The sequence below is a fragment of the Clostridium sp. CTA-1 genome, from assembly GCF_054768215.1.
On sequence record NZ_BAAAAP010000001.1, the window covers coordinates 292,253 to 316,760 of the forward strand.

26 protein-coding genes are annotated in these 24,508 nt (G+C 27.9%); 23 read left to right on the plus strand and 3 right to left on the minus strand.

Annotated features, from left to right (window positions below):
* The first annotated feature begins 11 nt into the window (after positions 1–11).
* The 17 genes from remA to spoVM all read left to right on the plus strand — a co-directional run bounded on the left by remA (position 12) and on the right by spoVM (position 15,353).
* Positions 12–287 carry an extracellular matrix/biofilm regulator RemA gene (gene remA / locus ACYUEW_RS01425; RefSeq protein ID WP_003388626.1) on the plus strand — a complete coding sequence of 92 codons (276 nt, stop codon included), beginning with the start codon at positions 12–14 and terminating at the stop codon, positions 285–287.
* Positions 287–916: a guanylate kinase gene (gene gmk, locus ACYUEW_RS01430; RefSeq protein WP_003388624.1), complete on the plus strand. Its 630-nt coding sequence runs from the start codon at positions 287–289 to the stop codon at positions 914–916. The genes remA and gmk overlap by 1 nt, the downstream gene beginning before the upstream one ends.
* Positions 897–1,115: a DNA-directed RNA polymerase subunit omega gene (rpoZ, locus tag ACYUEW_RS01435; RefSeq protein WP_003388622.1), complete on the plus strand. Its 219-nt coding sequence runs from the start codon at positions 897–899 to the stop codon at positions 1,113–1,115. Before gmk ends, rpoZ begins: the two co-directional genes overlap by 20 nt.
* Before the next feature lies 1 nt (position 1,116).
* Positions 1,117–2,304: a bifunctional phosphopantothenoylcysteine decarboxylase/phosphopantothenate--cysteine ligase CoaBC gene (gene coaBC, locus ACYUEW_RS01440; protein ID WP_460276078.1), complete on the plus strand. Its 1,188-nt coding sequence runs from the start codon at positions 1,117–1,119 to the stop codon at positions 2,302–2,304.
* Positions 2,305–2,520: 216 nt separating this feature from the next.
* Positions 2,521–4,728, plus strand: a complete 2,208-nt coding sequence (priA, locus tag ACYUEW_RS01445) for a primosomal protein N' (RefSeq protein WP_460276079.1) — start codon at positions 2,521–2,523, stop codon at positions 4,726–4,728.
* 25 nt (positions 4,729–4,753) lie between these two features.
* Positions 4,754–5,197, plus strand: a complete 444-nt coding sequence (gene def / locus ACYUEW_RS01450; RefSeq protein WP_460276080.1) for a peptide deformylase — start codon at positions 4,754–4,756, stop codon at positions 5,195–5,197.
* A 16-nt stretch (positions 5,198–5,213) separates the two neighbouring features.
* Positions 5,214–6,155 (plus strand): methionyl-tRNA formyltransferase, encoded by a 942-nt coding sequence (fmt, locus tag ACYUEW_RS01455; RefSeq protein WP_460276081.1) that lies wholly within the window; start codon positions 5,214–5,216, stop codon positions 6,153–6,155.
* A gap of 316 nt (positions 6,156–6,471) precedes the next feature.
* A complete protein-coding gene (locus tag ACYUEW_RS01460) occupies positions 6,472–7,188 on the plus strand; it encodes a zinc metallopeptidase (protein WP_460276082.1) in 717 nt (238 codons plus the stop codon).
* 20 nt (positions 7,189–7,208) lie between these two features.
* Positions 7,209–8,537: a 16S rRNA (cytosine(967)-C(5))-methyltransferase RsmB gene (gene rsmB, locus ACYUEW_RS01465; RefSeq protein WP_003484717.1), complete on the plus strand. Its 1,329-nt coding sequence runs from the start codon at positions 7,209–7,211 to the stop codon at positions 8,535–8,537.
* Between the two features lie 11 nt (positions 8,538–8,548).
* The gene (gene rlmN / locus ACYUEW_RS01470) at positions 8,549–9,577 is read left to right on the plus strand and encodes a dual-specificity RNA methyltransferase RlmN (protein ID WP_030035726.1); all 1,029 of its coding nucleotides are present in this window, start codon (positions 8,549–8,551) and stop codon (positions 9,575–9,577) included.
* A gap of 18 nt (positions 9,578–9,595) precedes the next feature.
* Complete coding sequence (locus ACYUEW_RS01475; protein WP_003484720.1) at positions 9,596–10,345, plus strand: Stp1/IreP family PP2C-type Ser/Thr phosphatase; 750 nt, start codon at positions 9,596–9,598, stop codon at positions 10,343–10,345.
* Complete coding sequence (gene pknB, locus ACYUEW_RS01480; protein WP_085333573.1) at positions 10,323–12,266, plus strand: Stk1 family PASTA domain-containing Ser/Thr kinase; 1,944 nt, start codon at positions 10,323–10,325, stop codon at positions 12,264–12,266. Before ACYUEW_RS01475 ends, pknB begins: the two co-directional genes overlap by 23 nt.
* Positions 12,267–12,462: 196 nt before the next feature.
* Positions 12,463–13,341, plus strand: a complete 879-nt coding sequence (gene rsgA, locus ACYUEW_RS01485) for a ribosome small subunit-dependent GTPase A (RefSeq protein ID WP_460276083.1) — start codon at positions 12,463–12,465, stop codon at positions 13,339–13,341.
* On the plus strand, positions 13,335–13,985 hold the full coding sequence (gene rpe, locus ACYUEW_RS01490) for a ribulose-phosphate 3-epimerase (protein ID WP_460276084.1): 651 nt from the start codon (positions 13,335–13,337) through the stop codon (positions 13,983–13,985). Before rsgA ends, rpe begins: the two co-directional genes overlap by 7 nt.
* A 1-nt stretch (position 13,986) precedes the next feature.
* Positions 13,987–14,631 carry a thiamine diphosphokinase gene (locus ACYUEW_RS01495; RefSeq protein ID WP_003484727.1) on the plus strand — a complete coding sequence of 215 codons (645 nt, stop codon included), beginning with the start codon at positions 13,987–13,989 and terminating at the stop codon, positions 14,629–14,631.
* A gap of 369 nt (positions 14,632–15,000) precedes the next feature.
* Positions 15,001–15,156, plus strand: coding sequence for a hypothetical protein (locus ACYUEW_RS01500; RefSeq protein ID WP_003484729.1), 156 nt, complete (start codon positions 15,001–15,003; stop codon positions 15,154–15,156).
* Positions 15,157–15,278: 122 nt separating this feature from the next.
* Entirely contained in the window at positions 15,279–15,353 is a 75-nt protein-coding gene (gene spoVM, locus ACYUEW_RS01505) for a stage V sporulation protein SpoVM (RefSeq protein WP_098927334.1), read from the plus strand.
* 49 nt (positions 15,354–15,402) lie between these two features.
* Here spoVM and rpmB read toward each other — a convergent pair whose 3' ends face one another.
* Positions 15,403–15,594 carry a 50S ribosomal protein L28 gene (rpmB, locus tag ACYUEW_RS01510; protein WP_003395976.1) on the minus strand — a complete coding sequence of 64 codons (192 nt, stop codon included), beginning with the start codon at positions 15,592–15,594 and terminating at the stop codon, positions 15,403–15,405.
* A 199-nt stretch (positions 15,595–15,793) separates the two neighbouring features.
* Here rpmB and ACYUEW_RS01515 point away from each other — a divergent pair, with 199 nt between their 5' ends.
* The 6 genes from ACYUEW_RS01515 to ACYUEW_RS01540 all read left to right on the plus strand — a co-directional run bounded on the left by ACYUEW_RS01515 (position 15,794) and on the right by ACYUEW_RS01540 (position 21,868).
* Positions 15,794–16,144, plus strand: coding sequence for an Asp23/Gls24 family envelope stress response protein (locus ACYUEW_RS01515; RefSeq protein ID WP_003395974.1), 351 nt, complete (start codon positions 15,794–15,796; stop codon positions 16,142–16,144).
* Between the two features lie 14 nt (positions 16,145–16,158).
* The gene (locus ACYUEW_RS01520) at positions 16,159–17,784 is read left to right on the plus strand and encodes a DAK2 domain-containing protein (RefSeq protein WP_003484734.1); all 1,626 of its coding nucleotides are present in this window, start codon (positions 16,159–16,161) and stop codon (positions 17,782–17,784) included.
* 193 nt (positions 17,785–17,977) lie between these two features.
* A complete protein-coding gene (recG, locus tag ACYUEW_RS01525; protein ID WP_003484736.1) occupies positions 17,978–20,017 on the plus strand; it encodes an ATP-dependent DNA helicase RecG in 2,040 nt (679 codons plus the stop codon).
* Positions 20,018–20,277: 260 nt separating this feature from the next.
* Positions 20,278–20,835, plus strand: a complete 558-nt coding sequence (gene rsmD, locus ACYUEW_RS01530) for a 16S rRNA (guanine(966)-N(2))-methyltransferase RsmD (protein WP_460276085.1) — start codon at positions 20,278–20,280, stop codon at positions 20,833–20,835.
* Position 20,836: 1 nt separating this feature from the next.
* A complete protein-coding gene (gene coaD, locus ACYUEW_RS01535) occupies positions 20,837–21,331 on the plus strand; it encodes a pantetheine-phosphate adenylyltransferase (RefSeq protein ID WP_030035715.1) in 495 nt (164 codons plus the stop codon).
* Positions 21,332–21,343: 12 nt separating this feature from the next.
* The gene (locus ACYUEW_RS01540; protein ID WP_216472104.1) at positions 21,344–21,868 is read left to right on the plus strand and encodes an ATPase; all 525 of its coding nucleotides are present in this window, start codon (positions 21,344–21,346) and stop codon (positions 21,866–21,868) included.
* Here the strand turns inward: ACYUEW_RS01540 and ylbJ are convergent, their stop codons facing one another.
* Both ylbJ and ACYUEW_RS01550 read right to left on the minus strand, forming a co-directional pair.
* On the minus strand, positions 21,869–23,035 hold the full coding sequence (gene ylbJ / locus ACYUEW_RS01545; protein ID WP_085333568.1) for a sporulation integral membrane protein YlbJ: 1,167 nt from the start codon (positions 23,033–23,035) through the stop codon (positions 21,869–21,871).
* Between the two features lie 59 nt (positions 23,036–23,094).
* Positions 23,095–24,324: a nucleotidyltransferase gene (locus ACYUEW_RS01550; RefSeq protein ID WP_003484745.1), complete on the minus strand. Its 1,230-nt coding sequence runs from the start codon at positions 24,322–24,324 to the stop codon at positions 23,095–23,097.
* Positions 24,325–24,508: the final 184 nt, after the last annotated feature.

Consider the following 24,508-nt stretch of genomic DNA (forward strand, 5'->3'; position numbering starts at 1 on the left):
GAGGATTTTTAATGGCAATAAAATTAATAAACATAGGATTTGGTAATATAGTTTCAGCCAATAGATTAGTTGCAATAGTAAGCCCAGAATCAGCACCTATAAAAAGAATAATACAAGAAGCAAGAGATAGAGGTATGCTTATAGATGCAACTTATGGAAGAAGAACAAGAGCAGTTATAATAACTGATAGTGATCATGTTATTTTATCAGCAGTTCAGCCAGAAACAGTAGCTCATAGATTAGCTTCTAAAGCAGAAGAGGAAGATATAAATGAGGGAGAAGAGTAATGGCTAAAAAAGGACTTCTTATAGTTATTTCTGGACCATCCGGTGCAGGAAAGGGAACTATATGCAAAGAACTTTTAAAAAAGGAAGACCTATGGGTATCCGTGTCTGCCACCACTAGATCTCCAAGAAAGGGCGAGGAAAATGGAGTACATTATTTTTTCTTAAATAAAGATGAATTTAATGAAAGAATAGAAAAAGATGATTTCTTAGAATATGCTAAAGTTCATCAAAATTTATATGGAACTCCAAAATCTAGTGTTTTAGAAAAGATTAATAATGGTAATAATGTAATATTAGAGATAGATATTCAAGGAGCTTTAAAAGTAAAAGAAACTTACCCAGAAGGAATATTTATATTTATATTGCCTCCTTCTATGGAAGAATTAAAAAATAGAATAATAAATAGAGGTAGTGAAACAGCAGAAACTTTAATGATAAGATTTAAAGCTGCTTACAAAGAAATAAATTATGTATCAAAATATAATTATGCAGTAGTAAATGATACAGTGGAGGACGCAGTTAATAAGGTCAGAAGTATTATATTAGCGGAAAGCTGTAGAGTTGATAGAATGAAGGATACAATATTAGCATCAAAGGAGGAATTTATTCATGAGCAATTCTATGATTAATCCATCAATAGTAAATTTATTAGAAAAGGTTGATGACAGATATTCATTAGTAACTATAACATCTAAAAGATCAAGACAATTAATAGATGGAGCAAAACCACTTGTAGATATAGATTCAACTAAACCTGTTACAGTAGCAATAAATGAAATACATGAGGGAAAAATAACTTATAAAACAGTTAAAGAAGGAATAAAATAAAATGAATAAAAAATGTGTAGTATTAGGTGTAACAGGGGGAATAGCTAGTTATAAAGCTCTAGATATAGTGAGCAAATTAAAAAAGCTAAATTATGATGTAAATGTAATAATGACAAAGTCTGCCCTACAGTTTATACACCCACTACCTTTTCAAAGTTTAAGTGGTAATATGGTTTCAAAGGATATGTTTGAAGAACCAAAGGCCTTTGAGATACAACATATATCCTTAGCTAAAAAGGCAGATATGATATTGATAGCTCCTGCTACAGCTAATATTATTGGTAAAGTAGCTAATGGTATAGCTGATGATATGTTATCTACTACTATAATGGCAGCTACTTGTCCTGTAGTATTTGTACCAGCTATGAACACAAACATGTATAAAAATCCTATAGTAAAAAATAATATAGAAAAACTAAAAGGTTTTGGTTATGAATTTATTAACCCTATATCAGGAAGATTAGCCTGTGGAGATGTAGGGGAAGGTAAAATGGCTGATACTGAAGATATAGTAGAAATAGCAGATAGTATGCTTTATCCTATAAAAGACTTAACGGGAAAAAATGTATTAGTTACTGCAGGTCCTACTCTAGCGCCTATAGATCCAGTAAGATATATAACAAATAAATCTTCTGGAAAAATGGGATATTCTATAGCAAAGGAAGCTAGAGATAGGGGCGCAAAGGTTACATTGGTATCTGGTCCTACAAACTTAAGAACACCTTTAGGCGTAGATATAATAAAAATTAATACAAATGAAGAGATGCTTAAGGCTGTTAAAGATAATTTTAAAAATCAGCACATAGTTATAAAATCTGCAGCTGTGGCAGATTATAAACCTAAAGAATATAAAGAGCATAAAATAAAAAAAACTGGTGATGATTTGAATTTAGCACTAATAAGAGATAAAGATATTTTAAAAGAATTAGGACTAATAAAAGAAAATCAAATATTGGTAGGCTTTGCAGCAGAAAGCAAAGATCTTTTAGATAATGCTAAATCTAAATTGGAGAAGAAAAATCTAGATTTTATAATAGCAAATAATATATTGTCTAAGGAAACAGGATTTGCATCAGAGGATAATTTGGTTACAATAATATCCAAGGATGGACATATTAAAAATTTAGAAAAAATGTCTAAAAGAGAAGTAGCTAAAGAGATATTTGATACTATATTAAATAAAAAATAATATGAAAATAAAAAAGAGGCAATAACCTTATAAGTTAAGCCTCTTTTATTTAGCGGATAAACAGAGTTCTTGGCTTCAGAGGGAGTTTTTACTCCTACTAAAGATTAGAAATCGTTATCCAGGGACATACCCGCTCTTTACTCCCACTTTGAAGAAGATGGGAGTATTAGAGTGGGTAGTCATCGGATAAAAAAATTTCCTTAAAAGGGTGATAAAGTGTTTAAATATGCAGATATTATAGTAAATAATTCTTCTATAAAATTGGATAAATTATTTACTTATGCTATTCCAAAGGAATTAAATAAAAAAATAAAAATAGGACATAGAGTAAAAGTCCCCTTTGGTAAAGGCAATAAAAAAATAGATGGTTTTGTTTTAAAATTATATGAAAATTATAAAGATGAAGATAAAGTTTCTATAAAGGATATAAGAAATATATGTGAAGAGGATCCTTTATTAGATTTAAATAGAGTAAAGCTTGTAGAACAAATGAAGGAAAGATACCTTTGTACATATTTAGAAGCCATAAAAGTATTAGTACCACCAGGGATTACAAAGGGAAACAAAGAAAAAAAGGAAAACTTTATATTTATATATAAAGATTTAGAGGGTAAATATTTAAAAGAAAATTATGAGCAAATATATGATTTTGTAAAATTAAATGATGGAGTTTATAATAAAAATATATTAAATAAAAAATTTGGATTTTCCCTATCATCTATAAATACATTAATAAAACATGGATTTTTAATTCAAAAGAACCAAGTAGTAAATAGATATAATGAAAAAATGTATGGAAATTATGAAGAAAAGATACTAAATGGAGACCAAAGTTTAGCTATTTATAGAATTTTAAACTCCAATAGAAAATTATTTTTAATACATGGTGTTACAGGTAGTGGAAAAACAGAGATATACATGCATTTAGTAAAGAAATTAATGGAAAAAGATAAAGGTTCTATAATTTTAGTACCAGAAATATCACTAACTCCTCAAATGGTGGAAAGATTCAAAGGTAGATTTGGGAAAAATATAGCTGTATTTCATAGCAAACTCTCTGATGGTGAAAGATTTGATGAATGGATGAGAGTAAAAAGAGGAGAAGTTAAAGTAGCTATAGGAGCAAGATCTGCAGTGTTTTTACCTTTTAAAAATTTAGGATCTATCATAATAGATGAAGAACATGAAAGTAGCTATAAATCTGATAGTAATCCTAAATATAATGCTAGAGATATAGCAGAACTTAGATGCATGAATGAAGGCTGTAAGATTATTTTAGGATCAGCTACACCATCTTTAGAAACTTATTATAGAAGTAAAAATAAAATAATAGATTTAATTACCATAAAAGAAAGAATAGAAGGGGCGTCTATGCCAGAGGTTAAAATAGTTGATATGAGAGAAGAACTTATGTCAGGTAATAAATCTATATTTAGCAGAGAACTATTTGAAGATATAAGCATAAGGTTAGAAAAAAAAGAGCAAATAATATTATTTTTAAATAGAAGAGGCTTTTCTACATTTGTATCCTGTAGAGAATGTGGGTATGTTTTTAAATGTAAAAATTGTGATATTTCTTTAACCTATCATAATAGGGATAGTAGCTTAAGGTGCCACTATTGTGGAGCAAGTATGAGAATACCAAAACAATGTCCTAAATGTAATAGTAAATATGTAAAATATTTTGGCGCAGGAACAGAAAAAGTGGAAAAAGCCATAAAAAAATATTTCCCTGAAGTTAGAACTTTAAGAATGGATTTAGATACTACAAGGACTAAGAATGCTTATGAAAATATTTATAATACTTTTAAAAAGGGTGAAGCTGATATATTAATTGGAACTCAAATGATAGCAAAGGGATTAGATTTTGAAAATGTAACTTTAGTTGGAGTTTTAGCAGCAGATATGTCTTTAAATTTACCAGACTATAGATCAGGAGAAAGAACTTTTCAACTTATAACTCAAGTTTCAGGAAGGGCAGGAAGAGGAAAAAAACAAGGAAAAGTTTTAATTCAAAGTTATAATCCAGAAAATTATAGTATAACCTCTGCGGCTAAAAATGATTATGAAGGATTTTATAATAAAGAGATAAAAATAAGAAAAGATATGGATTATCCTCCCTTTTCAAAAATATTGCTTATAAATTTAAGTAGTAAATATGAGAATAAATTAATAAAAAATACACATAAAATTGGTATAATATTAAAGAATATTGTATCTAAATATGATAACTTAAATATGTTAGGCCCTTGTCCTAGTCCATTATCTAAAATAAAAGAGATGTATAGATGGCAAATAATATTAAAAGGAAATGTGACAGGGGATATAATGAATGAAATACAAAAAATAGTTTATACTTCATTGGAACAAGTTTATAATGATATAAGAGTAAGTATAGATATAAATCCTAACAGTTTGTTATAATTTTTAAATTTAGGAGGTAGTAAAAATGGCAATAAGAAATATAAGAAAATATGGGGATGAATTATTAAGAAAGAAAAGTAGGAAAATAGAAAAGATTGATGATAGAATTTTAACTCTTTTAGAGGATATGGCAGAAACTATGTACAGTGCAGAGGGTGTGGGACTTGCGGCACCTCAAGTAGGAATATTAAAAAGAGTGGTAGTTATAGATGTGGGAGAAGGATTAATAAAACTTATAAACCCAGAGATAATAGAGACAGAAGGAAGTCAGAAAGATGTAGAAGGATGTTTAAGTGTTCCTGGTGAGCAAGGGGAAGTAGAAAGACCATATAAAGTTAAAGTTAAAGCTTTAAATGAAAAAGGAGAAGAAATAGTATTAGAAGGAGAAGAATTATTAGCTAGAGCCTTTTGTCATGAGATAGATCATTTAGATGGAATCTTATTTGTAGATAAGGTAATAAATAAATAGGGAGGAGAAAATTAATTTGAAAGATACAACTATAGTTTTTATGGGTACTCCAGATTTTGCGGTACCATCTTTAAAAAAATTAATAGAGAAATTTAATGTAAAGGCAGTATTTACGCAACCAGATAGACCAAAGGGGCGAGGTAAGAAATTAGCTATGTCAGCGATTAAAGAGGTGGCCTTAGAAAATAATATAGAAGTATATCAACCAATAAAATTAAAAAATGATGAGATTTGTATAAAAAAGTTGAAGGAAATAAATCCAGATTTTATAATAGTAGTAGCTTTTGGACAAATACTATCAAAGGAAGTTTTAGATATACCAAAGTATGGATGCATTAATTTACACGCCTCTCTACTTCCTAAATATAGAGGAGCAGCCCCTATAAATTGGGCAATCATAAAGGGAGAAAAGGAATCTGGAAACACTACTATGTTTATGGATGAAGGTTTAGATACAGGTGATATGCTTTTAAAAAATACAGTTAAAATAGAAGACGATATGACCGCAGGTGAGCTTCATGATATATTAATGGAAAGTGGTTCAGAACTTTTAGTATCTACTATAGAGGGATTAAAAGAAGGAACTATAAAAAGAGAGAAGCAAAAGAGTGAAAATATTATATATGCCTCTATGCTAAACAAACAAATGGGGAAAATAGATTGGAATAAAACTTCTAAGGAAATAAATTTACTTATAAGAGGTTTAAACCCATGGCCAGTTGCATATACTCAATATAAAAATGAAACTATGAAAATTTATAACAGTAGTATATTAAAGGAAAGCTCAAATAAAACTCCAGGTACTATATTAAAGGTATCAAGAGAAGGTATTAAAGTAGCTACCCGTGATGGAATTTTATCTATTACAACTGTACAATTTCCAGGGAAAAAACCTATGAAAGTAGAAGAATATATAAAGGGACATAATATAGAAGAGGGATTAGTATTAGGAGAATAGAGGAAGAATTTTTTATTTATGTTTAAAATATTTAGTAAGGTTTAAACTAGATATAATTTATTTTTTATTTTATAATTAGTTAGTATTAAATAAAAATAGAGAAAAACCTAGATGAATTTGAAATTAAATTCAATATATATTTATGCAAAAGGTATTGATAAATTAATTAAAAGTAAAAATAGTATTTAACTAAGATAAATGATAATTGGGTGTTAGAGTTTAAAGATAGAGAGGAAATTTATATTGAACTATATTTAAAGTTGTAATAAGAGGATATAGGATGAAATAAAAGGAGGTGAACTTTAGTAGGAGAGTATTGATAAAATACTTTTTTACTAAAGATAACAATATGTTTTATTATGATAGTACATTTTTGATATTGATTCCTGCTATGCTCATAGCGGCTTGGGCTCAATTAAAAGTATCTTCATCTTTTGATAGATACTCAAGGGTTTCAACAGCTAAGGGATATACAGGAGCTCAGGTAGCCAGAATGCTTTTGGATTCTAAAGGACTTTATAATGTACCTGTGGAACTTATACCAGGAAAGCTTTCTGATCATTATGATCCTAGTAAAAGAGTTATGAGACTTTCAAAGGATGTATATTATGGAAATTCAGTGGCATCCATTGGAGTGGCAGCTCACGAAACAGGTCATGCTATACAGCATTTAGAAAGTTATTCTCCCCTTGTAATAAGAAATACTATAGTTCCTATAGTAAATATTAGTTCCCAAGCTTCTTGGATATTGTTTTTTATAGGTATATTAATGGGAGCTTCTAGTCTTACAAGAATAGGTATAATTCTTTTTTCAGCAGTAGTTTTATTTCAACTTATAACATTACCTGTAGAATTTGATGCTTCAAAAAGAGCATTGGTTTTATTAGAAAACAAAGGTATACTATATAAGGAAGAAGTAAATGGAGCAAAAAAAGTTTTAAGTGCAGCGGCTATGACATATGTAGCAGCGGCATTAACGGCTATATCACAATTACTAAGACTTATAGTTTTAAGCAACAGACGAAATGATTAAGAGAAAGGTTTAAGGATATAATGGATAATGCAAGAGAAGTAGCTTTGGATGTATTAAAGGCTGTGTTATATGAAGGTGCTTATTCAAACATAGTTTTAAATAAAAAGCTAAATAAAAGTAATTTAAAGGATAATGACAAGGCCTTAATTACGGAAATAGTTTATGGAACATTAAAATATAAGGAAACTTTAGATATTATAATACAAAGTTATTTAAAAAATCCCATTAAAACTATGGATAAAAATATAGCTAACATATTAAGGATAACTATATATCAAATAAGATATTTAGATAAAATACCTTCCTTTGCTGCAGTAAATGAAGCAGTAGAGATGTCAAAAAAAATATCTATAAAATATTCAAAGTTAGTAAATGGAGTTTTAAGAAATTATATAAGAACTTACAAAAATAAAAAATTTTATGATGATAGAAACAACTTAGAAAAATTTAGCTTTATATATTCCTATCCTAAATGGCTTATAAAAATGTTTATAAGTCAATATGGTATAGAAATAGCAGAAAAAATATTAAAAGGCTTAAATGAAAGACCTAATATAACCGTTAGAGTTAATAATCTAAAAATAGATTATGATGAAGCCTTCGAAAAATTAGATGAATATGGGTATAATATAGAAGAAGGATATATATGTCCAGAGGCTATACAAATAATTAAAGGTAAAAATATAGAAAAAAACCCTTTGTTCATAGAAGGAGATATTACTGTGCAGGATGAAAGTGCAATGCTAGTGGCACCTTCTATGGAACTTACTGAGGAAAGTATAGTTTTAGATTTATGTAGTGCTCCAGGAGGAAAAACTACACATATTTCAGAAATTATAAATAATAAAAGTAAAGTATATGCCTATGATGTACATCAAAATAAGTTATCTTTAATAGAAGAGAATGCTAAAAGATTGGGTATAAAAAATGTAGAAACGGATGTATGTGATGCAGCTATTTTTAATAAGGAGTTAAAAGAAATAGCTCATAGGGTGCTTATGGATGTACCTTGCTCTGGGTTAGGCATTATAAGAAAGAAACCAGAAATAAAATGGACTAAAAATGAAAAAGAAATTAAAAATATTATAGATATACAAAGGAAAATAATGAATAATGGAGCTTCTTATTTGAAAAAAGGAGGTATACTTTTGTATTCTACCTGTACTTTAAATAAAGAAGAAAATGAAGAAAATATAAACTGGTTTTTAAAAAAACATAAAAATTTTAAAATAGAACCTTTATATTATGGAGATGTAGACAATATAATATATCATAAAGAAGGATTTGTATCCATATTGCCTAATGATAAAATGGACGGTTTTTTTATAGCTAAATTGAAGAAATGTTAGTAGGTGTTAAAATGGAAAACATATTAGATTTGACATTAGAAGAGTTAAAAGAGTGGTTAGTTTCTAAAGAAGAAAAGGCCTTTAGAGCAAAACAGATTTTTAATTGGATTTATGATAAGCTTATTTTTGATTTTAATAATATGAAAAACATACCTGAGAAAACTAAGAATTTGCTTTATGATAATTTTTATATTGGTGTACCAAAAGTAGTTAAAAAATTAATATCACAGGATAAAAACACCTATAAGTTTTTATTTGAGTATAAGGATGGAAATATAATAGAATCTGTGGTTATGAAATATAAACATGGAAATTCTATTTGTGTATCTACTCAAGTTGGTTGTAGGATGGGGTGTAAATTTTGTGCATCTACTTTGGATGGCGTTATAAGAAATCTAACTAGTGGAGAAATATTATCTCAAATAATGGCAGCACAAAAAGAAATAGGTGAAAGAATCTCTAACGTGGTTTTAATGGGAAGTGGAGAACCTTTAGATAATTTTGGAAATGTAACTAAATTTTTAGATTCGGTTACATCTGAAAATACACTAAATATAGGACAAAGACATATAACCCTATCTACTTGTGGTATAGTACCCAAAATAAAAGAATTGGCAGATAAAAATTATAATATAACTTTAGCTATATCCCTGCATTCACCAGAGGATTTATTAAGAAAAGAAATGATGCCCATAGCTAATAAATATTCTATAAAAGAGCTTATGGAAGCTTGTGATTATTATATAAATAAAACTAATAGAAGAATAACTTTTGAATATGCATTAGTAAAGGGAAAAAATGATTCTATAAAAGAAGCTAAAGAATTAAGTTCGGTGTTAAGAGGAAAGCTTTGTCATGTTAACTTAATTCCTGTAAATGAAATAAAAGAAAATAGCTATGAAAAGTCTACATCAAAAAATATAGAATCCTTTGGTAATATCTTAAAAGAAAATGGAATAGAAACAACTATAAGAAGGGAAATGGGAGCAGATATAAATGCTGCCTGTGGACAACTAAGAAGAAGTTATGTTTCAAAATAGAGCAAAGGGGTGGAAAATATGTTGGGGATACTATCTGATATAGGTAATGTTAGAGAGATAAATGAAGACTTTGTAGATTACTATGAAGGAGAACGATTTAAAATATATATAGTAGCAGATGGAATGGGAGGCCACAATGCAGGAGAAGTAGCTAGTAAATTAGCAGTAGAAGAAACTATAGACTATGTAAAATATTATGAAGATTTAAAAGATATGAAAACTTTACTTATAGATGCTATAGAATATGCTAATACAAAGATTTATAACTATGCAAAAGAAAAGGAAAAGTTTAAAGGCATGGGAACTACCATAACCTGCTGCATATTAGATAATAATGGTAATATGATTGTAGCTAATGTTGGAGATAGTTCTTGTTATATATTAGCTGAAGGTGGAGTAAAAAAAATAACAAAGGACCATTCCTATGTACAACAATTATTAGATGAAGGAACAATAACAAAGGAAGAGGCAAACACTCACCCTAATAAAAATGTGATTACTAGGGCATTAGGTACAAATTTATTTGTACAAGTGGACACTTTTAATATAAAATTAGATGAAGTTTGTAAGGTACTACTTTGCACAGATGGATTAACTAATTATGCTAATGAACAGGAAATGTGTGATATATTACTACGAAATGAAAAAAACAATAAAGAAACCTGTAAGCAACTAGTAGAACTTAGCAAGTTAAAGGGTGGTAAGGATAACATATCCGTTATTTTGTTTGAAGGAGAGTGTGAATATGATAGGAACCAAATTAGGTAATAGGTATGAACTTCTTGAAAAAGTTGGAGAAGGTGGTATGGCTACAGTTTATAAAGCTAAATGCCATTACTTAAATAGATTTGTTGCGATAAAAATATTAAAGGATCAATTTTGTAGCGACAAGGAATTTGTAGAAAAGTTTAAAAGAGAAGCAACTTCAGTAGCAAGTTTATCAGATAATAATATAGTAAATATTTATGATGTAGGTTCTGAAAATAATATACATTATATAGTTATGGAATATGTAGATGGTAAAACTTTAAAAGAATTGATAGTGGAAAAAGGCAAAATAGAATCTAAGGAAACTGTTAGAATATCAAAACAAATAGCTAGTGCTTTAGTTTGTGCTCATAGAAACAATATTATACATAGAGATATAAAGCCACACAATATATTAGTTACAAAAGAAGGCATCATTAAGGTTACAGATTTTGGTATAGCTAAGGCTTCAAATTCAGCTACTATAACTAATTCTAGTAAAGTAATGGGATCAGCTCATTATTTTTCACCAGAACAAGCTAAAGGGGGATTTGTAGATTCAAGAACTGATATATATTCTTTAGGTATAGTAATGTATGAAATGCTCGTAGGAAAAGTTCCCTTCGATGGAGAAAGTCCTGTATCTGTAGCAGTAAAGCATATACAAAATGAAGTAGTAGCACCAAAAGAAATAGATGATAAAATACCAGAGAGTTTAAATAGTGTAGTACTAAAGTGCTTGGAAAAAAATCCTGTAAAAAGATATCAAACTATAAAAAACTTAGAAGAGGATTTAGCCAGAATAGAAAATAATGAAAGTATATTAAATGGATCTAGTAATATATCAGAAAACGATGTTACTAGAGTAATGGACACAGCGGTTATAAATGACAAAATAAAAGAAATGGCTCAAAATGATGAGTATGAAGATGATGATGAGGAATATGAAGATGATGAGTATGAAGATGAAGAGGATGAAATAGAGGATAAAAAGAAAAGAAGTAATAAGGGTAAAACAAATAAAAAATTAATATTAGGAATAGCTATGGCAGTTTTATTTCTAGTTGTAGGATCTGTATCTGCATACTTGGCCTTCAATAAATCAGGAGGGAAAAAGGTAGAAGTTCCTAATGTAGTAGGACTTACTAAAGAAGAAGCCCAAAAGGTATTAAGTGAGAAAAAATTAAAATTAGTAGTAGCTCAAAAGGTTAAAAATGAAAAAAAGGAAGGAACTATAATAGAATCTTATCCAAAATCCGGTGAAAAAGTAGCAGAAAATTCCGAAGTAAGAGTTAGTATAAGTTCTGGAAATGTAGTAGTTGTGCCTAATTTAAAGGGAATGGAATTAGAGGCCGCTAAAAAAGCAATACAAGATCTTAAATTAAAAGTAGGGAATGTAAAATATGAATTTAATGACAATGTAGCTGCTGGAAAAGTAATAAGTCAAACTCCAGATATAGATGCAGAATTAAAAGAAGGAGAAGAGATTAGTTTAGTTATAAGTAATGGTCCAGAAATTAAATACTCAACAGTACCTAACTTAATAGGAAAATCTATAGATGGAGCTCAAAATGCTTTAGCCAATGCAGGATTATCTATGGGAAGCTCAAAGGCTATTATTACACAAGATCAATCCTTAGATGGTCAAGTGGCATCACAAAGTATAGGTGCAGGCCAAAGTATAAAACAAGGTTCTTCTGTAAGTATATCTTATTATAAATATAAAAAACCAGAAGTAAAACCAGATCCAAAACCAGATACAGATAAGAACCCAGGAACAGACACGGGTAAAAATCCAGGAACAGACACAGGTAAGGATCCAGGAACAGACACAGGTAAGGATCCAGGAACAGACACAGGTAAGGATCCAGAAAAACCGGATCCGGAAAAGCCAGACCCAGAAAAGCCAGACCCAGAAAAACCAACTAATCCACAAAAATAATATAAATTATTAGAAAGAATATTATAAAATCAAAAAAGTAGGATTATAGAGGGAGTTTGGAATTAATAAAAGTTTCAAGCTATTTAAAATGATAAATTCTTATTTAAAGACAATAACACTCTATCTTTTATAAGATGGAGTGTTATAATCTATAATAATAAAATAAAATATGATTTGTATAAATATTGGAGGTATTATGAAAGGAACTATAATAAAAGGTATAGGTGGATTTTATTATATTAAATTAGATGATAGTGAAGAAATTATAGAATGTAAGGCAAGGGGTAAGTTCAGACATACTGAACTTACCCCTATGATTGGTGATTATGTAGAAATAACTATAGATAAAAATAATAAGGGTGCTATAGAGAAGATATATGATAGAAAAAGTGAATTGTTTAGACCGGCCGTTGCAAATGTAACTCAGGCTTTGGTGGTATTTTCTTTTAAAGATCCTGATATAAATATAGATCTTTTAAATAAGTTTTTACTTTTATGTGAATATAATAATTTGAAAGCTATAGTATGTTTTAATAAAATGGATTTGGTAAATAAAGAAGAATATAGGGATATTATTTTCATGATAGAACAAGCTGGGTATGATATAATATTTTTAAATGCTAAAGAAGAGAAGAATATGGATATAATTAAAAAATTAATAAAAGATAATGTAACTGTATTTTGCGGCCCCTCTGGGGTAGGTAAATCTACCATGTTAAATAAAATTATAGGTAAAGAAACTATGATAACAGGTAATATAAGTGAAAAATTAAAAAGAGGAAAACATACTACTCGTCATAGTGAACTTATATATGTAGATGAAGGATTATTGGTAGATACTCCTGGATTTTCTTCTTTAGATATAAATTTTATGGAAAAGGAAGATTTATTGCATTGTATTCCAGAATTTCGTGATTTTATAGGAGAATGTAAATTTACAGGATGCCTTCATCATAGAGAGCCTAATTGTTCAGTTAAAAAAGCAGTAGAAGAAGGTCATATACACAAAAATAGATATGACTTCTATATAAAAACTTTAGAAGAAATTATGAATAGGAGGAAGAAAAAATGGTAAAAATAGCGCCATCAATACTTTCAGCAGATTTTTCCAAACTAGGAGAGGACATAAAAAATCTAGATAAATATGAGGCAGATGTTATACATATAGATGTAATGGATGGTAGATTCGTTCCTAACATTTCTTTTGGAATTCCAGTAATTAAAAGCATAAGAAATTTAACGAATAAACCTTTTGATGTGCATCTTATGATAGAGGAGCCTTCTAAATATATTGAAGATTTTGCAAAGGCGGGGGCAGACATAGTATCAGTTCATTATGAAGCAGATAAACATATAGATAGAACAATAAATTATATAAAAAGTTTTGGAATAAAGGCAGCGGTGGCTTTAAATCCAGGTACACCTGTAAGTTGTATTAAGGATTTAATTCCTTCTTTAGATATGGTGCTTATTATGTCTGTAAATCCAGGTTTTGGAGGACAAAAATATATTAAATATGCTTCAGAAAAAATAAAGGAAGTTAAGGCTTTAAGTGAAAAATATAATAAGGAATTAATAATAGAAGTGGACGGAGGAGTTACTAAAGATAATATAAAAGAAGTAGCAGATTGTGGTGCTAATCTTTTAGTAGCAGGTTCAGCAGTATTTAAAAATGGGGAAATAGAAAAAAATATAAAGGTGTTAAGAGAGGCATTATAAAATGAAAGCCATAATAATAGCAGGGGGAAAGGCACCTTCTAAAGAACTTTTGAAGGAAGAAATGAAAGATTATTCTTATATAATATGTGCAGATAGTGGTGCTAATTGTCTTTATGAATATGGTATAACACCTGATTTTATATTGGGAGATATGGATTCCATAGATAAAAAAACTTTTTCTTATTTTAAAGAAAAGGGAGTATATATGGACAAATATCCAAAGGATAAAGATTTTACAGATGGGTTAGTAGCTTTAAATAAGGCTATAGAGCTTAAAGCAGATACTATAGCTTTATTAGGATGTATAGGCAATAGAATAGATCATATATTAGGGAATTTAGGATTTTTAGAAATCTGTTTAAAAAATAATATAAAAGCCTATATAAAGGATGAAAATAATGAAATATTTTTAACAGATAAAAATATTTCATTAAAACCTAGAAAATCGAATTATTTTTCATTGCAAGCTTATGGTTCTAATGTGGAAGGAGTTACACTTTTTAATGCTAAATTTCCATTAGAAAACTATACATTAAAAATGGGAGATACCTTAACAACTTCAAATGAATTTACGGATAAAGAATTACATATACACATTAAGAGCGGAACGTTAATTGTTATTATAAGCAAAGATAGTGATGATTAGAGTTTAGTATGAATTTGCAACAAATTTTACTTCAAATTAAAATTATTTGATAATGCCTATATAATAAACTTTATCAATGAAATGGATTTTATATTGTTAGAACAAAAGTATATATTTCTAAAAATTCTATACAAAAATAAAATTAGGGTGTATTAAAATAGACTTGATTTTAATATAGTAAAGATAAAAAAATACACGTAATAAACCATATGAATAAGCTTTAGAACTTCTTAGTAAAATGAATTGGTTTATGAGTGTATTTTTTATCTTTGAGGCGTTAAAATTAAATCTAAGATATGAATTTTTTAATATTCACATTTTTGTATAGGTTTGCATATTATAGTATATAAGCTATAGGAGGGCATATATATGGGAAGAAAAAGTAACAAAAAATTAGGAATTATAGTTGGCTCTATTGGACTTGGAATAGTTGTTACTATTATAGTACCTATATGGGGATGGCTTTTAGCAGTGGGATTTGGACTTATATATATAGGTTGGTGGATAATGAATAAGTGCAGATAGTGTTAATATAAAATAGCAATTTATAATGATATATATTTTATTATACAGCTGTTAAATTTTATAACAGTTTTTATTTATTGATAAAACATATTAAAGAATTAATTTATGTAGAGGTGTATTATATGAAAATAGTTGCAATAAAGCTTCCCAAATTTTTATCAAATATAATAAAAAAAATAAAAAGAGTTAAAAAATAAAAAACATAAAATAAAAAATGCAATTGTTTAAACAACTGCATTTTTTGTGTTATATAGCACGTTGTACCTTTCCTGAACGTAGGCATCTAGTACAAACATGAACTCTTTTTGGAGTTCCATTAACTATTGCTTTAACTCTCTTTATGTTAGGAGCAAAGGATCTTTTAGATTGACGATGTGAATGGCTGTATTGAACACCGTAAACAACGCCTTTACCACATATTTCGCATTTTCTTGACACTTAAAAACACCTCCCTAAAATTGTGAAGTTTATACTTCTCAATTCAAACATTAATAATTTTACCATAGAATATATGCTATATGCAAGTAAATAGTTTGGAATATAGCAAAAAAAGCATTAATAATAATATATTTCCTTGAATAAATCTCTTATTTAATATAAAATAAACTATATGATATGATATAAGGAGGTTTCTTTCATGATAGGAAAGTTAACTAATGAATATGGACATATAGATTATGCTGAAGATGTAGTTGCTAATATTGTAGGTGTATCTACAATGGAATGTTATGGCGTGGTTGGGATGGCATCTAAAAATGCAACAGATGGTCTTTGGGAACTGATTAAAGGAGAAAGCTTCAATAAAGGGGTTAAAATTCGTGCCGTTGAAGGTAAATTAAACATAGAATTATATATAATAGTAGAATACGGAACTAAAATATCTGTAATAGCTAATAATATTATACAAAAGATAAGATATAACATAGAAAACTATACAGGACTTAAGGTTTCCAGTATTACTGTAAATGTTCAGGGTGTTAGAGTTTAGGAGGTAAGTCATAAATGGAACATATGAAAATAAAAGGTGCAGATTTTTATAATATGGTGATAAATGGGAGTAACAAATTAGAAGAAAAAAAAGAATTTGTAAATTCTCTAAATGTTTTCCCAGTACCAGATGGTGATACAGGAACAAATATGTCTATGACCTTTAGATCTGCGGTAAAAGAAATAGAAGGATTAAAAAAGGAATCCATAGGAGAAATAGCTAAAAAAGTAGCTAAAGGAGCTCTTATGGGAGCTAGAGGTAACTCAGGAGTTATACTATCCCAAATATTTAGAGGAATATCTAAAGGCCTAGAGGATAAGGATGAAGTGAATGCAAGGGAATTTGCAAATGCACTATTAGAGGGATCAAAGTCTGCCTATAAAGCTGTAATGAGACCTACAGAGGGGACTATACTAACAATTATAAGAGCTGCAGGAGAGAGTGCGGTAAAAAGTGAAGCAGAGGATGTAACTTCTTTACTAAAGGATGTTTGTGAACATAGTGAAGTAGTATTAAATAAAACACCAGATATGCTTCCTGTACTAAAAAAGGCAAAGGTAGTAGATGCAGGCGGCCAAGGTTTATTGATAATATTACAGGGAATGTTAGAGGTATTAGATAAGGATCTAGAAGTAGAAATAGGCGGAGAAAACAAAGTCTCTAATACTAGCACTAAAGTTCAACAATATGAAGAGAATATAGAATTTGGATATTGTACAGAATTTTTTGTTATGGCAGAAAATGTAGACGTGGATAAATTCAAAGGCCAATTAGAACCTTTAGGAGATTCTATGATAGTAGTGGCCGCAGATGGCTTAGTAAAAGTTCACATTCATACAAATGATCCAGGAGATATACTTTCTAAAGCTATAAAGCTTGGCCCACTTTCTAAAATAAAAATAGATAACATGAGAGAGCAGCATCAACATATAATAGATATGAGTAGCGAAGAAAATAAAGTGGAAAAAGAAGACAGTGAATTAAAAAAATATGGATTTATATCTGTAGCATTAGGAGAAGGCATAACAGAAATATTTAAAGATTTGGGTGTAGATGAAGTTATAGAAGGCGGTCAAACTATGAATCCAAGTACAGAGGATATAGTTAAGGCTATAAATAAAATAAATGCGGAAAATATATTTATACTACCAAATAATAAAAATATAATTATGGCAGCTACACAAGCAGCAGAGTTGTCAGAAAAAAATATAATAGTTATACCTACAAAAACTATACCACAAGGCATAACAAGTATAACAATGTTTAATCCAGAGGCAGAATCAAAAGAAAATGAAAATAACATGAAGGAAGCTATAAAAGCAGTAGCTACAGGTTCTATAACTTATGCAGTTAGGGATACAGAAATGGACGGAAAAATAATTAAAGAAAATGATATACTAGGCTTAATAGAAGGAAAAATATCTGAAGTAGGAAAGGATATTTTTGAAGTTTCAAAAGCTGTCTTAGAAGAAATGATAAATGAAGATAGTGAACTTATAAGTATATTCTATGGAAAAGATTGTGATGAAGAAAAGGTAGAAGAATTTATAGAAGAATTAGAAGGAAAATATGAAGATTTAGATATTCAATGTTATAATGGAAAACAACCATTATATTACTTTATAATGTCTGTAGAATAAAAAAAGCCTAAGGGCTTTTTTTATTGTATTTAAAGTTTATTTATACAATTTAAATTTCTATTACTTCTTTATAAAAAAATAATATTGGGAAGGGATTCTTAGTTTAGGTTAAAGTTTTTTTAGAAGGAATATTTATCTTAAATTTAGAAGAATTTGTTCTTTACTATAGAATCCTTTATATAGGAGGAAGTTTATGAATGTATATAGTCCTATAACTACATTAAAAGGAGTTGGCCCTAAAACTAAAGAACAATTAGAAAAATGCATGATATTTAATATAATGGATTTACTTTTGTATTTCCCAAGAGATTATGAATTTATAGATAACTATAGTAAAGATAAGTTATCAAATAAAAAAGTAATAATTAAAGTACAGGTAGAAAATATAAAAAGAGATGTAAGAACAAGAACAGGTAAAATTTTAACTACAATTATATTTAATGATGGAGAGAAAGCTATAGTTGGTAGTTGGTTTAATCAACCCTATATTAAAAATTACTTTAAAATAGGTGAAGAATATATACTTCAGGGAAGTTTAAGAGAATATAGGGGAACTTTAACTATAAATAATGCTCAAATATTAAAGAATAAATATGCAGAAAAAGTAGAGGAAAGAAAAATAATTCCTAAATATCCTTTAAAGGGAGATTTAAAAAATAATTTGTTAATAAAACTTGTAAATAGTGCCTTGGGAAATATTGCTATAGGTGAGAATTTACCTAGATGGCTTATAGAAAAATATAAGTTTATATCCTTAGACAAGTCTATAAGAACTATACATAAGCCAGAAAATCAGAAAGAATTAGAAGAGTCTATAAGAAGATTAAAATTTCAAGAGTTATTAGCATATTGTTTAAAAATAGCTTCTTTAAAGGAATACTTGAAAACAGCTACAGAGGGGATAGCTTTTAAAGTTTTAGAAGAAACAAGTGATATTATAAGATCATTACCTTTTAAACTAACTAATGCTCAAAATAGAGTTTTAGAGGAAATATTTAAAGATCAAAAAAAAGAAAAACCAATGAATAGACTTTTACAGGGAGATGTAGGTAGTGGTAAAACTATTATAGCTTTAATTTGTCTTTTTAATGTGATAAAAAATGGATATCAAGGAGTAATGTTAGCTCCTACAGAAATATTAGCAATTCAACATTATGAAGAAGCTTTAAAATTATTTAAAGATTTTAATTTAAACATAGCGCTTTTGGTAGGAAGTGTAAAAGCATCTTTAAAAAAAGAGATAAAAGAAAAGCTTAAAAAAGGAGAAATAGATTTAATAATAGGTACTCATGCTTTAATTGAGGATGATGTGGAATTTTATAATTTAGGTATGGTTATAACAGATGAGCAACACCGTTTTGGGGTTATGCAAAGAAGTAAAATGTTAAATAAGGGAAGAAGTATAGATACTTTAGTTATGAGTGCAACCCCTATACCAAGAACTCTTACTTTGAGCTTATACGGAGATTTAGACTTATCTATTATAGATGAACTTCCACCTGGAAGAAAAAAGATAGATACCTATTATGTAAATGATAGCTATAGAAAAAGAGTGTATAACTTTGCACTAAAAGAAATAAATGATGGGAGACAGGTATATATAGTTTGTCCTCTAGTAGAAGAAAAGGAAGAATTGAATTTAAATTCTGTAGAAAAATTATATAATGATTTGAAAGAGGATTATTTTAAAGAAGTGGAAATTGCTATTTTACATGGTAAAATGAAAGGAAAAGAAAAAGATGCTATTATGAAGGAGTTTAAAGAAGGGAAAATAAAAGCTCTAATATCCACTACTGTTATAGAAGTAGGGGTAAATGTACCTAATGCTACTTTAATGATTATAGAAAATGCGGAGAGATTTGGATTAGCTCAACTTCATCAATTAAGGGGAAGAGTAGGTAGAGGGAAATATAAATCCTATTGTATATTAATTGCTAAAGTGAAAAATGATATTATAAGAAAAAGAATGGAAATAATGAAAAGTAGTAATGATGGTTTTTTTGTGGCAGAGGAAGATTTAAAGCTAAGAGGTGGAGGAGAGATATTTGGATTTAGACAGCATGGTTCTAGTAATTTACTTCTAGCTGATGTAATAGAGGATATACATTTACTCAAAATAGCTAATGTTGAAAGCAAAAAAATAATAGATAGTAATAGTGAAGAGGATAATAAAATAAAAGAAGAAGTAAAGACCAAAATAAAAAATAATTCGAAGTTTATATGTTTTAATTAAGATAACAAATTTCTACAAATTACTATAAATAATTTTGTATGGTAATAATTTATATGTTAAAATAATAAGGATTAAGTTATTTTTACACTCAAATCTGACTTATTTATAAGAAAAGGATTTCTAAATGTGAGATTTAGAAGAACTTATTAATAGGTGGCGCTACCATTGTATGTGAATAATTCTAATATAATAGAATAACAGTATTAGTGAAACTAGTCCTAGAATAAATTATTAAATAACAAATAATAAGGAGGATTTTCATGAGAATTATCTCTGGATCTGCTAGAGGCAGAAAAATACTATCACCCCAAAGTAGTGTTACAAGACCAACTTTGGATAGAATAAAAGAATCTATATTTAATATAATACAAAATCAGGTATATGGATCTAGAGTTTTGGATGTTTTTGCAGGAACAGGCAGTTTAGGATTGGAGGCAGCTAGTAGGGGAGCAAAGTTCTCTTATTTAGTAGATAAAAGTCCTGAAACCTATCCTTTATTAAGAGAAAATATTAAGAATTTAAAGTTTGAAGATTTGTGCAAGAGTTTTAATATGGATGCTTATAGCGCCCTAGAGGAATTTGCTAGGAAATCTATAGTTTTTGATTTGATATTTATAGATCCTCCCTATGCAAAAGAAATGATTCCTCCAGCTATGGAGAGCATAGATAAAAAAGAACTATTAGATAAAGATGGATTAATAGTTACAAAAATAGATTCTTCAGAAGAAATATATGAGGGAACTGAAAGAATAAAATTATTTGATCATAGAAAATATGGAAACACTACCGTTTGTTTTTATAAATTTAAGGAGGATTAAAATGAAAACTGCAGTGTACCCAGGAAGTTTTGACCCTATAACTAAGGGACATTTAAATATAATTAAAAGGGCTTCTAAGGTTTGTGATAAGCTAATAGTAGCGGTACTTGTAAATCCAGAAAAGAAGGGACTTTTTTCAGTAGATGAGAGAGTAGAAATGATAAAAAGAGTTACTAAGAACCATAGAAATGTAGAAGTGCAGTGTTTTAGTGGCCTATTAATAGATTTTATGAAAGAAAAGAAATCTAAGGTTATAATTAAAGGACTTAGAACCATGTCAGATTTTGAATATGAATTTAAGATGGCTCTTATGAATAACAAATTAGATCCTAATATAGAAACAGTATTTATGATGACAAATGCAAAATACTCTTATTTAAGTTCATCCTCAGTAAAGCAGGTAGCTATGTTTGGAGGATGCATAAAGGATTTGGTACCAGATGAAATAATACCAGATATTAAAAAAAAGATAAATCATAAAAAGGAATGTATTTAGGAGGGTTACTTAATGGATGTTATTAAGCTTTTAGCATATCTAGAAGAACTAATAGAATCAGGTTCAAGTATTCCTTTAACAGGAAAAGTTACTATAAATAAGAAAGAATCCCTAGAGGTACTAGATAAGATAATAAATTGTCTTCCGGATGAATTTAAAAAGGCTCAATGGATATGTGAGGAAAAAGAAAGAATACTTACTGAAGCTATGGAAGAAGCGGAACATATTAAAAAGGAAAATATAATAATACTTAAAAAGCAAATAGAGAATCATAGTATAACAAGAGAAGCAAATATTAAGGCAGAAACCATAATAAAAAATGCTGAAAAAGAATCTAAATATATAAGAGTAGGGGCTAGGGATTACGCAGATGAATTATTGACGGATTTAGATAAAGAAATAGAAGAAAAATCTCAACAAATGATAAGTATATTAAGAAAAAATTTAGAAGCCTTTACGGCTTCTTTAGAAGAAAGTGTAGAGCTAAAAACAGATACTATAAGAGAAAATATAAAGGAATTAAGAAATATAAAATAATTAATTTTTATTTAAAAATTTTATATAATATATTATTAATGGTACAATTAGAAGCAATAAAATAAATATAAATAATAAATTGTTACTTAAAATTAAATGAGTATTTTTATCTGTAAAAGTATCTAAATACATTGAAAATATAGGTATTTTATATAAAATAACACAGGTTGTAGAGGCTATAAGTCCTTGTATAAATTTTATTTTTATATATCTTTTAATATTTATACCCTGCTTATAAGTAAAAGAGTAAACTTGAGATATTATAGAAAATCCACTAAAAGCTAATAAGAAGCTTATTAATATTAATTTTTTAGATATATCAATAGAACTTGTGGAAATTAAATAACATCCATTGGTCATTTCTACTAAGCCTAATAGGAATCCTTCTATTAGGTTTTTATCTATATTAAAAAAAATACATAAATTATTTAATAAAAATTTAAAAAGAAAATTGTTTCTTAGTATATTAAGCAATAAAGAGAACAGTATTACAAATCCTGCTACACCTATACAAGTTTTTATAGCGCCGTCAATACTATTTTTTAAAGATTCACCTATGTTTTTATTTGATATTTTGAAATTTTTTTTAAAATCTCTATACATTTTAGTATTTCTACTAGGTAAAATAAGCCCTACTATAATACAGGAAATATAATTGGATAAGAGTAATACATATCCTGCATAAGGATTACCCAGCATAGAAGTGCCTACAGATCCAATTATAAATAAGGGACCAGCATTAGAGGCTATATTTATAAGTCTTTCCAAAGTAGAAAAATTAATATCGCCATTTTCGTAAAGATCACAGGAGTACTTCGCTCCTAAGGGATAACCACAAAGGGCACTTACTATTAAGGGGAAACTACATTCCTTTTTTAGTTTCAGAGGAGCACATAGAATTTTTCCGAATAGTTTAGAATATATATGTACTCCACCATAATTTATTATTATGTTTGTTAGTATTAAAAAAGGAAATAAAGAAGGAAAAACCTTATAAAAGAATAACTTAGCACCAGATAAGGTAGCTTCTATACAAAACCTAGGTGCTATAATAATATATATAATTAAAATTGAACATAAAAAGGTTATTATTATATTTTCATTTTTAAAAAGCTTAAACAATAAAATAAATATTAAAAATAACATTATATAAAAAAATAAAGTCACTATAAGACTCCTAGAATTGATTTATTATAATTATATTTTTAAAATCAAATATTATTACATTAATAGATAGTATTTTTTATTATAGTAGGACTTCTAAAATAATCTTCATTAAATCTTATATTATTATTTAAAATAGAATAAGCATTGGTAGCCTTTATATCTAAGTTTAAGAGAGTATTAGTGTTTTTCGGTACTTTTGTATATATCTTAGTAGAGGAATGTTTTTTAATTTCTTTTAATATTTTTAGACCCTTTTCATTAGAGGCTAAAACCCTTATATAGTTTGGAGTGCTTTTAAGTAAGGTGTTTAAATTATAGTTTTCAAAACCGATAAAATATTGACATAAGATTCTTCCTATGCGACTATAAGCATATCTTTTACTTTTTATTTCTCCTACTAAGCTGTCATAAGTAAAATTTTTTTCTAAGGCTTTATAGATTCTATTATCTAATCCTTCTGAAACATCAATAAGACTATGCAAATTTTTATATCCACATATATATTTATATCTTATATAATTAATCATAGAATCTTCCATAGAGAAATTATAGCTTTTAGTAATTAATTTTTTAAATTCTAAAAAGCATTCTAAAGGTAAAAAATCTTTTAAAATATTAATATTTTTATTTTCTTTTAAATATTTTCTTATGGAAGATGCACTAGAATATTCTTTGTGTAAATTTTCATCTTTATAATTTGCACCTTCCCTTGTTATAGTAAAAGGTTTTATGGAACTATTAAGTAATAGTAAAGATTTCAAATATTCTATTCCAAGAATATTATTAGATAAGGATAGTATTTTATTTATATCTTCACTCATAATTTTATTGTCCTTATTTAGTTCTACTAAGGCTAAATTTCTGGCTTTAGCAAAAGATACACCTTTATCTAAATAATTTTTTAAAAGAATTTTGTATTCTAAGGGTTCCTCTAAAAGAGTTTTGGCTATATCCTGTAGGGCATTAATATTGCCTATTTCACTTCCAAAGCAAATATTTTTCACTACATTTAAATTATTTAAAATGCTTATAGCTCCAAAAGAAAAAAATTCTGCAGAGGAAAGACTATATAATGTAGGTAATTCTATAACTAAATCCACTCCTTTTGATAGGGCTATATCAGCCTTTGTCCATTTATCTAAAATTGAAGGAAATCCTCTTTGTACAAAATTACCACTCATTATACAAACTAAAGCATCACAGTCTGTTAATTCTTTTGTTTTTTTTATGTGATATAGATGCCCATTATGCATAGGGTTATACTCTACAATGATTGCAGATACATTCATTAAAATCAATCCTTTTCAAAGTTAAATTCTATGAATTTTAAGATGTAATTTTTCTAAGGATGTCTTAAAATTCAATTAATATTCCGATGTTTATTAGAGGATATATAAATTGTTTTATGAAAAAAATTTTTCTTTTTATATTTTATAAAAATTATTATAATATGTAAGAGGACAAGTTATAATA

Excerpts from the sequence above, each read along its gene's own strand:
- ACYUEW_RS01500 (WP_003484729.1), top strand. The coding sequence starts at position 15,001 with ATGGGAAGAAAAAGTAACAAAAAATTAGGAATTATAGTTGGCTCTATT.
- rpoZ (WP_003388622.1), top strand. The coding sequence starts at position 897 with ATGAGCAATTCTATGATTAATCCATCAATAGTAAATTTATTAGAAAAG.
- rsmB (WP_003484717.1), top strand. The coding sequence starts at position 7,209 with ATGGATAATGCAAGAGAAGTAGCTTTGGATGTATTAAAGGCTGTGTTA.
- pknB (WP_085333573.1), top strand. The coding sequence starts at position 10,323 with ATGATAGGAACCAAATTAGGTAATAGGTATGAACTTCTTGAAAAAGTT.
- rsgA (WP_460276083.1), top strand. The coding sequence starts at position 12,463 with ATGAAAGGAACTATAATAAAAGGTATAGGTGGATTTTATTATATTAAA.
- coaBC (WP_460276078.1), top strand. The coding sequence starts at position 1,117 with ATGAATAAAAAATGTGTAGTATTAGGTGTAACAGGGGGAATAGCTAGT.
- ACYUEW_RS01550 (WP_003484745.1), bottom strand. The coding sequence starts at position 24,324 with ATGAATGTATCTGCAATCATTGTAGAGTATAACCCTATGCATAATGGG.
- ACYUEW_RS01515 (WP_003395974.1), top strand. The coding sequence starts at position 15,794 with ATGATAGGAAAGTTAACTAATGAATATGGACATATAGATTATGCTGAA.
- rlmN (WP_030035726.1), top strand. The coding sequence starts at position 8,549 with ATGGAAAACATATTAGATTTGACATTAGAAGAGTTAAAAGAGTGGTTA.
- ACYUEW_RS01520 (WP_003484734.1), top strand. The coding sequence starts at position 16,159 with ATGGAACATATGAAAATAAAAGGTGCAGATTTTTATAATATGGTGATA.
- ACYUEW_RS01495 (WP_003484727.1), top strand. The coding sequence starts at position 13,987 with ATGAAAGCCATAATAATAGCAGGGGGAAAGGCACCTTCTAAAGAACTT.
- rpe (WP_460276084.1), top strand. The coding sequence starts at position 13,335 with ATGGTAAAAATAGCGCCATCAATACTTTCAGCAGATTTTTCCAAACTA.
- ACYUEW_RS01475 (WP_003484720.1), top strand. The coding sequence starts at position 9,596 with ATGTTGGGGATACTATCTGATATAGGTAATGTTAGAGAGATAAATGAA.
- gmk (WP_003388624.1), top strand. The coding sequence starts at position 287 with ATGGCTAAAAAAGGACTTCTTATAGTTATTTCTGGACCATCCGGTGCA.
- remA (WP_003388626.1), top strand. The coding sequence starts at position 12 with ATGGCAATAAAATTAATAAACATAGGATTTGGTAATATAGTTTCAGCC.
- def (WP_460276080.1), top strand. The coding sequence starts at position 4,754 with ATGGCAATAAGAAATATAAGAAAATATGGGGATGAATTATTAAGAAAG.
- recG (WP_003484736.1), top strand. The coding sequence starts at position 17,978 with ATGAATGTATATAGTCCTATAACTACATTAAAAGGAGTTGGCCCTAAA.
- rsmD (WP_460276085.1), top strand. The coding sequence starts at position 20,278 with ATGAGAATTATCTCTGGATCTGCTAGAGGCAGAAAAATACTATCACCC.
- coaD (WP_030035715.1), top strand. The coding sequence starts at position 20,837 with ATGAAAACTGCAGTGTACCCAGGAAGTTTTGACCCTATAACTAAGGGA.
- ACYUEW_RS01540 (WP_216472104.1), top strand. The coding sequence starts at position 21,344 with ATGGATGTTATTAAGCTTTTAGCATATCTAGAAGAACTAATAGAATCA.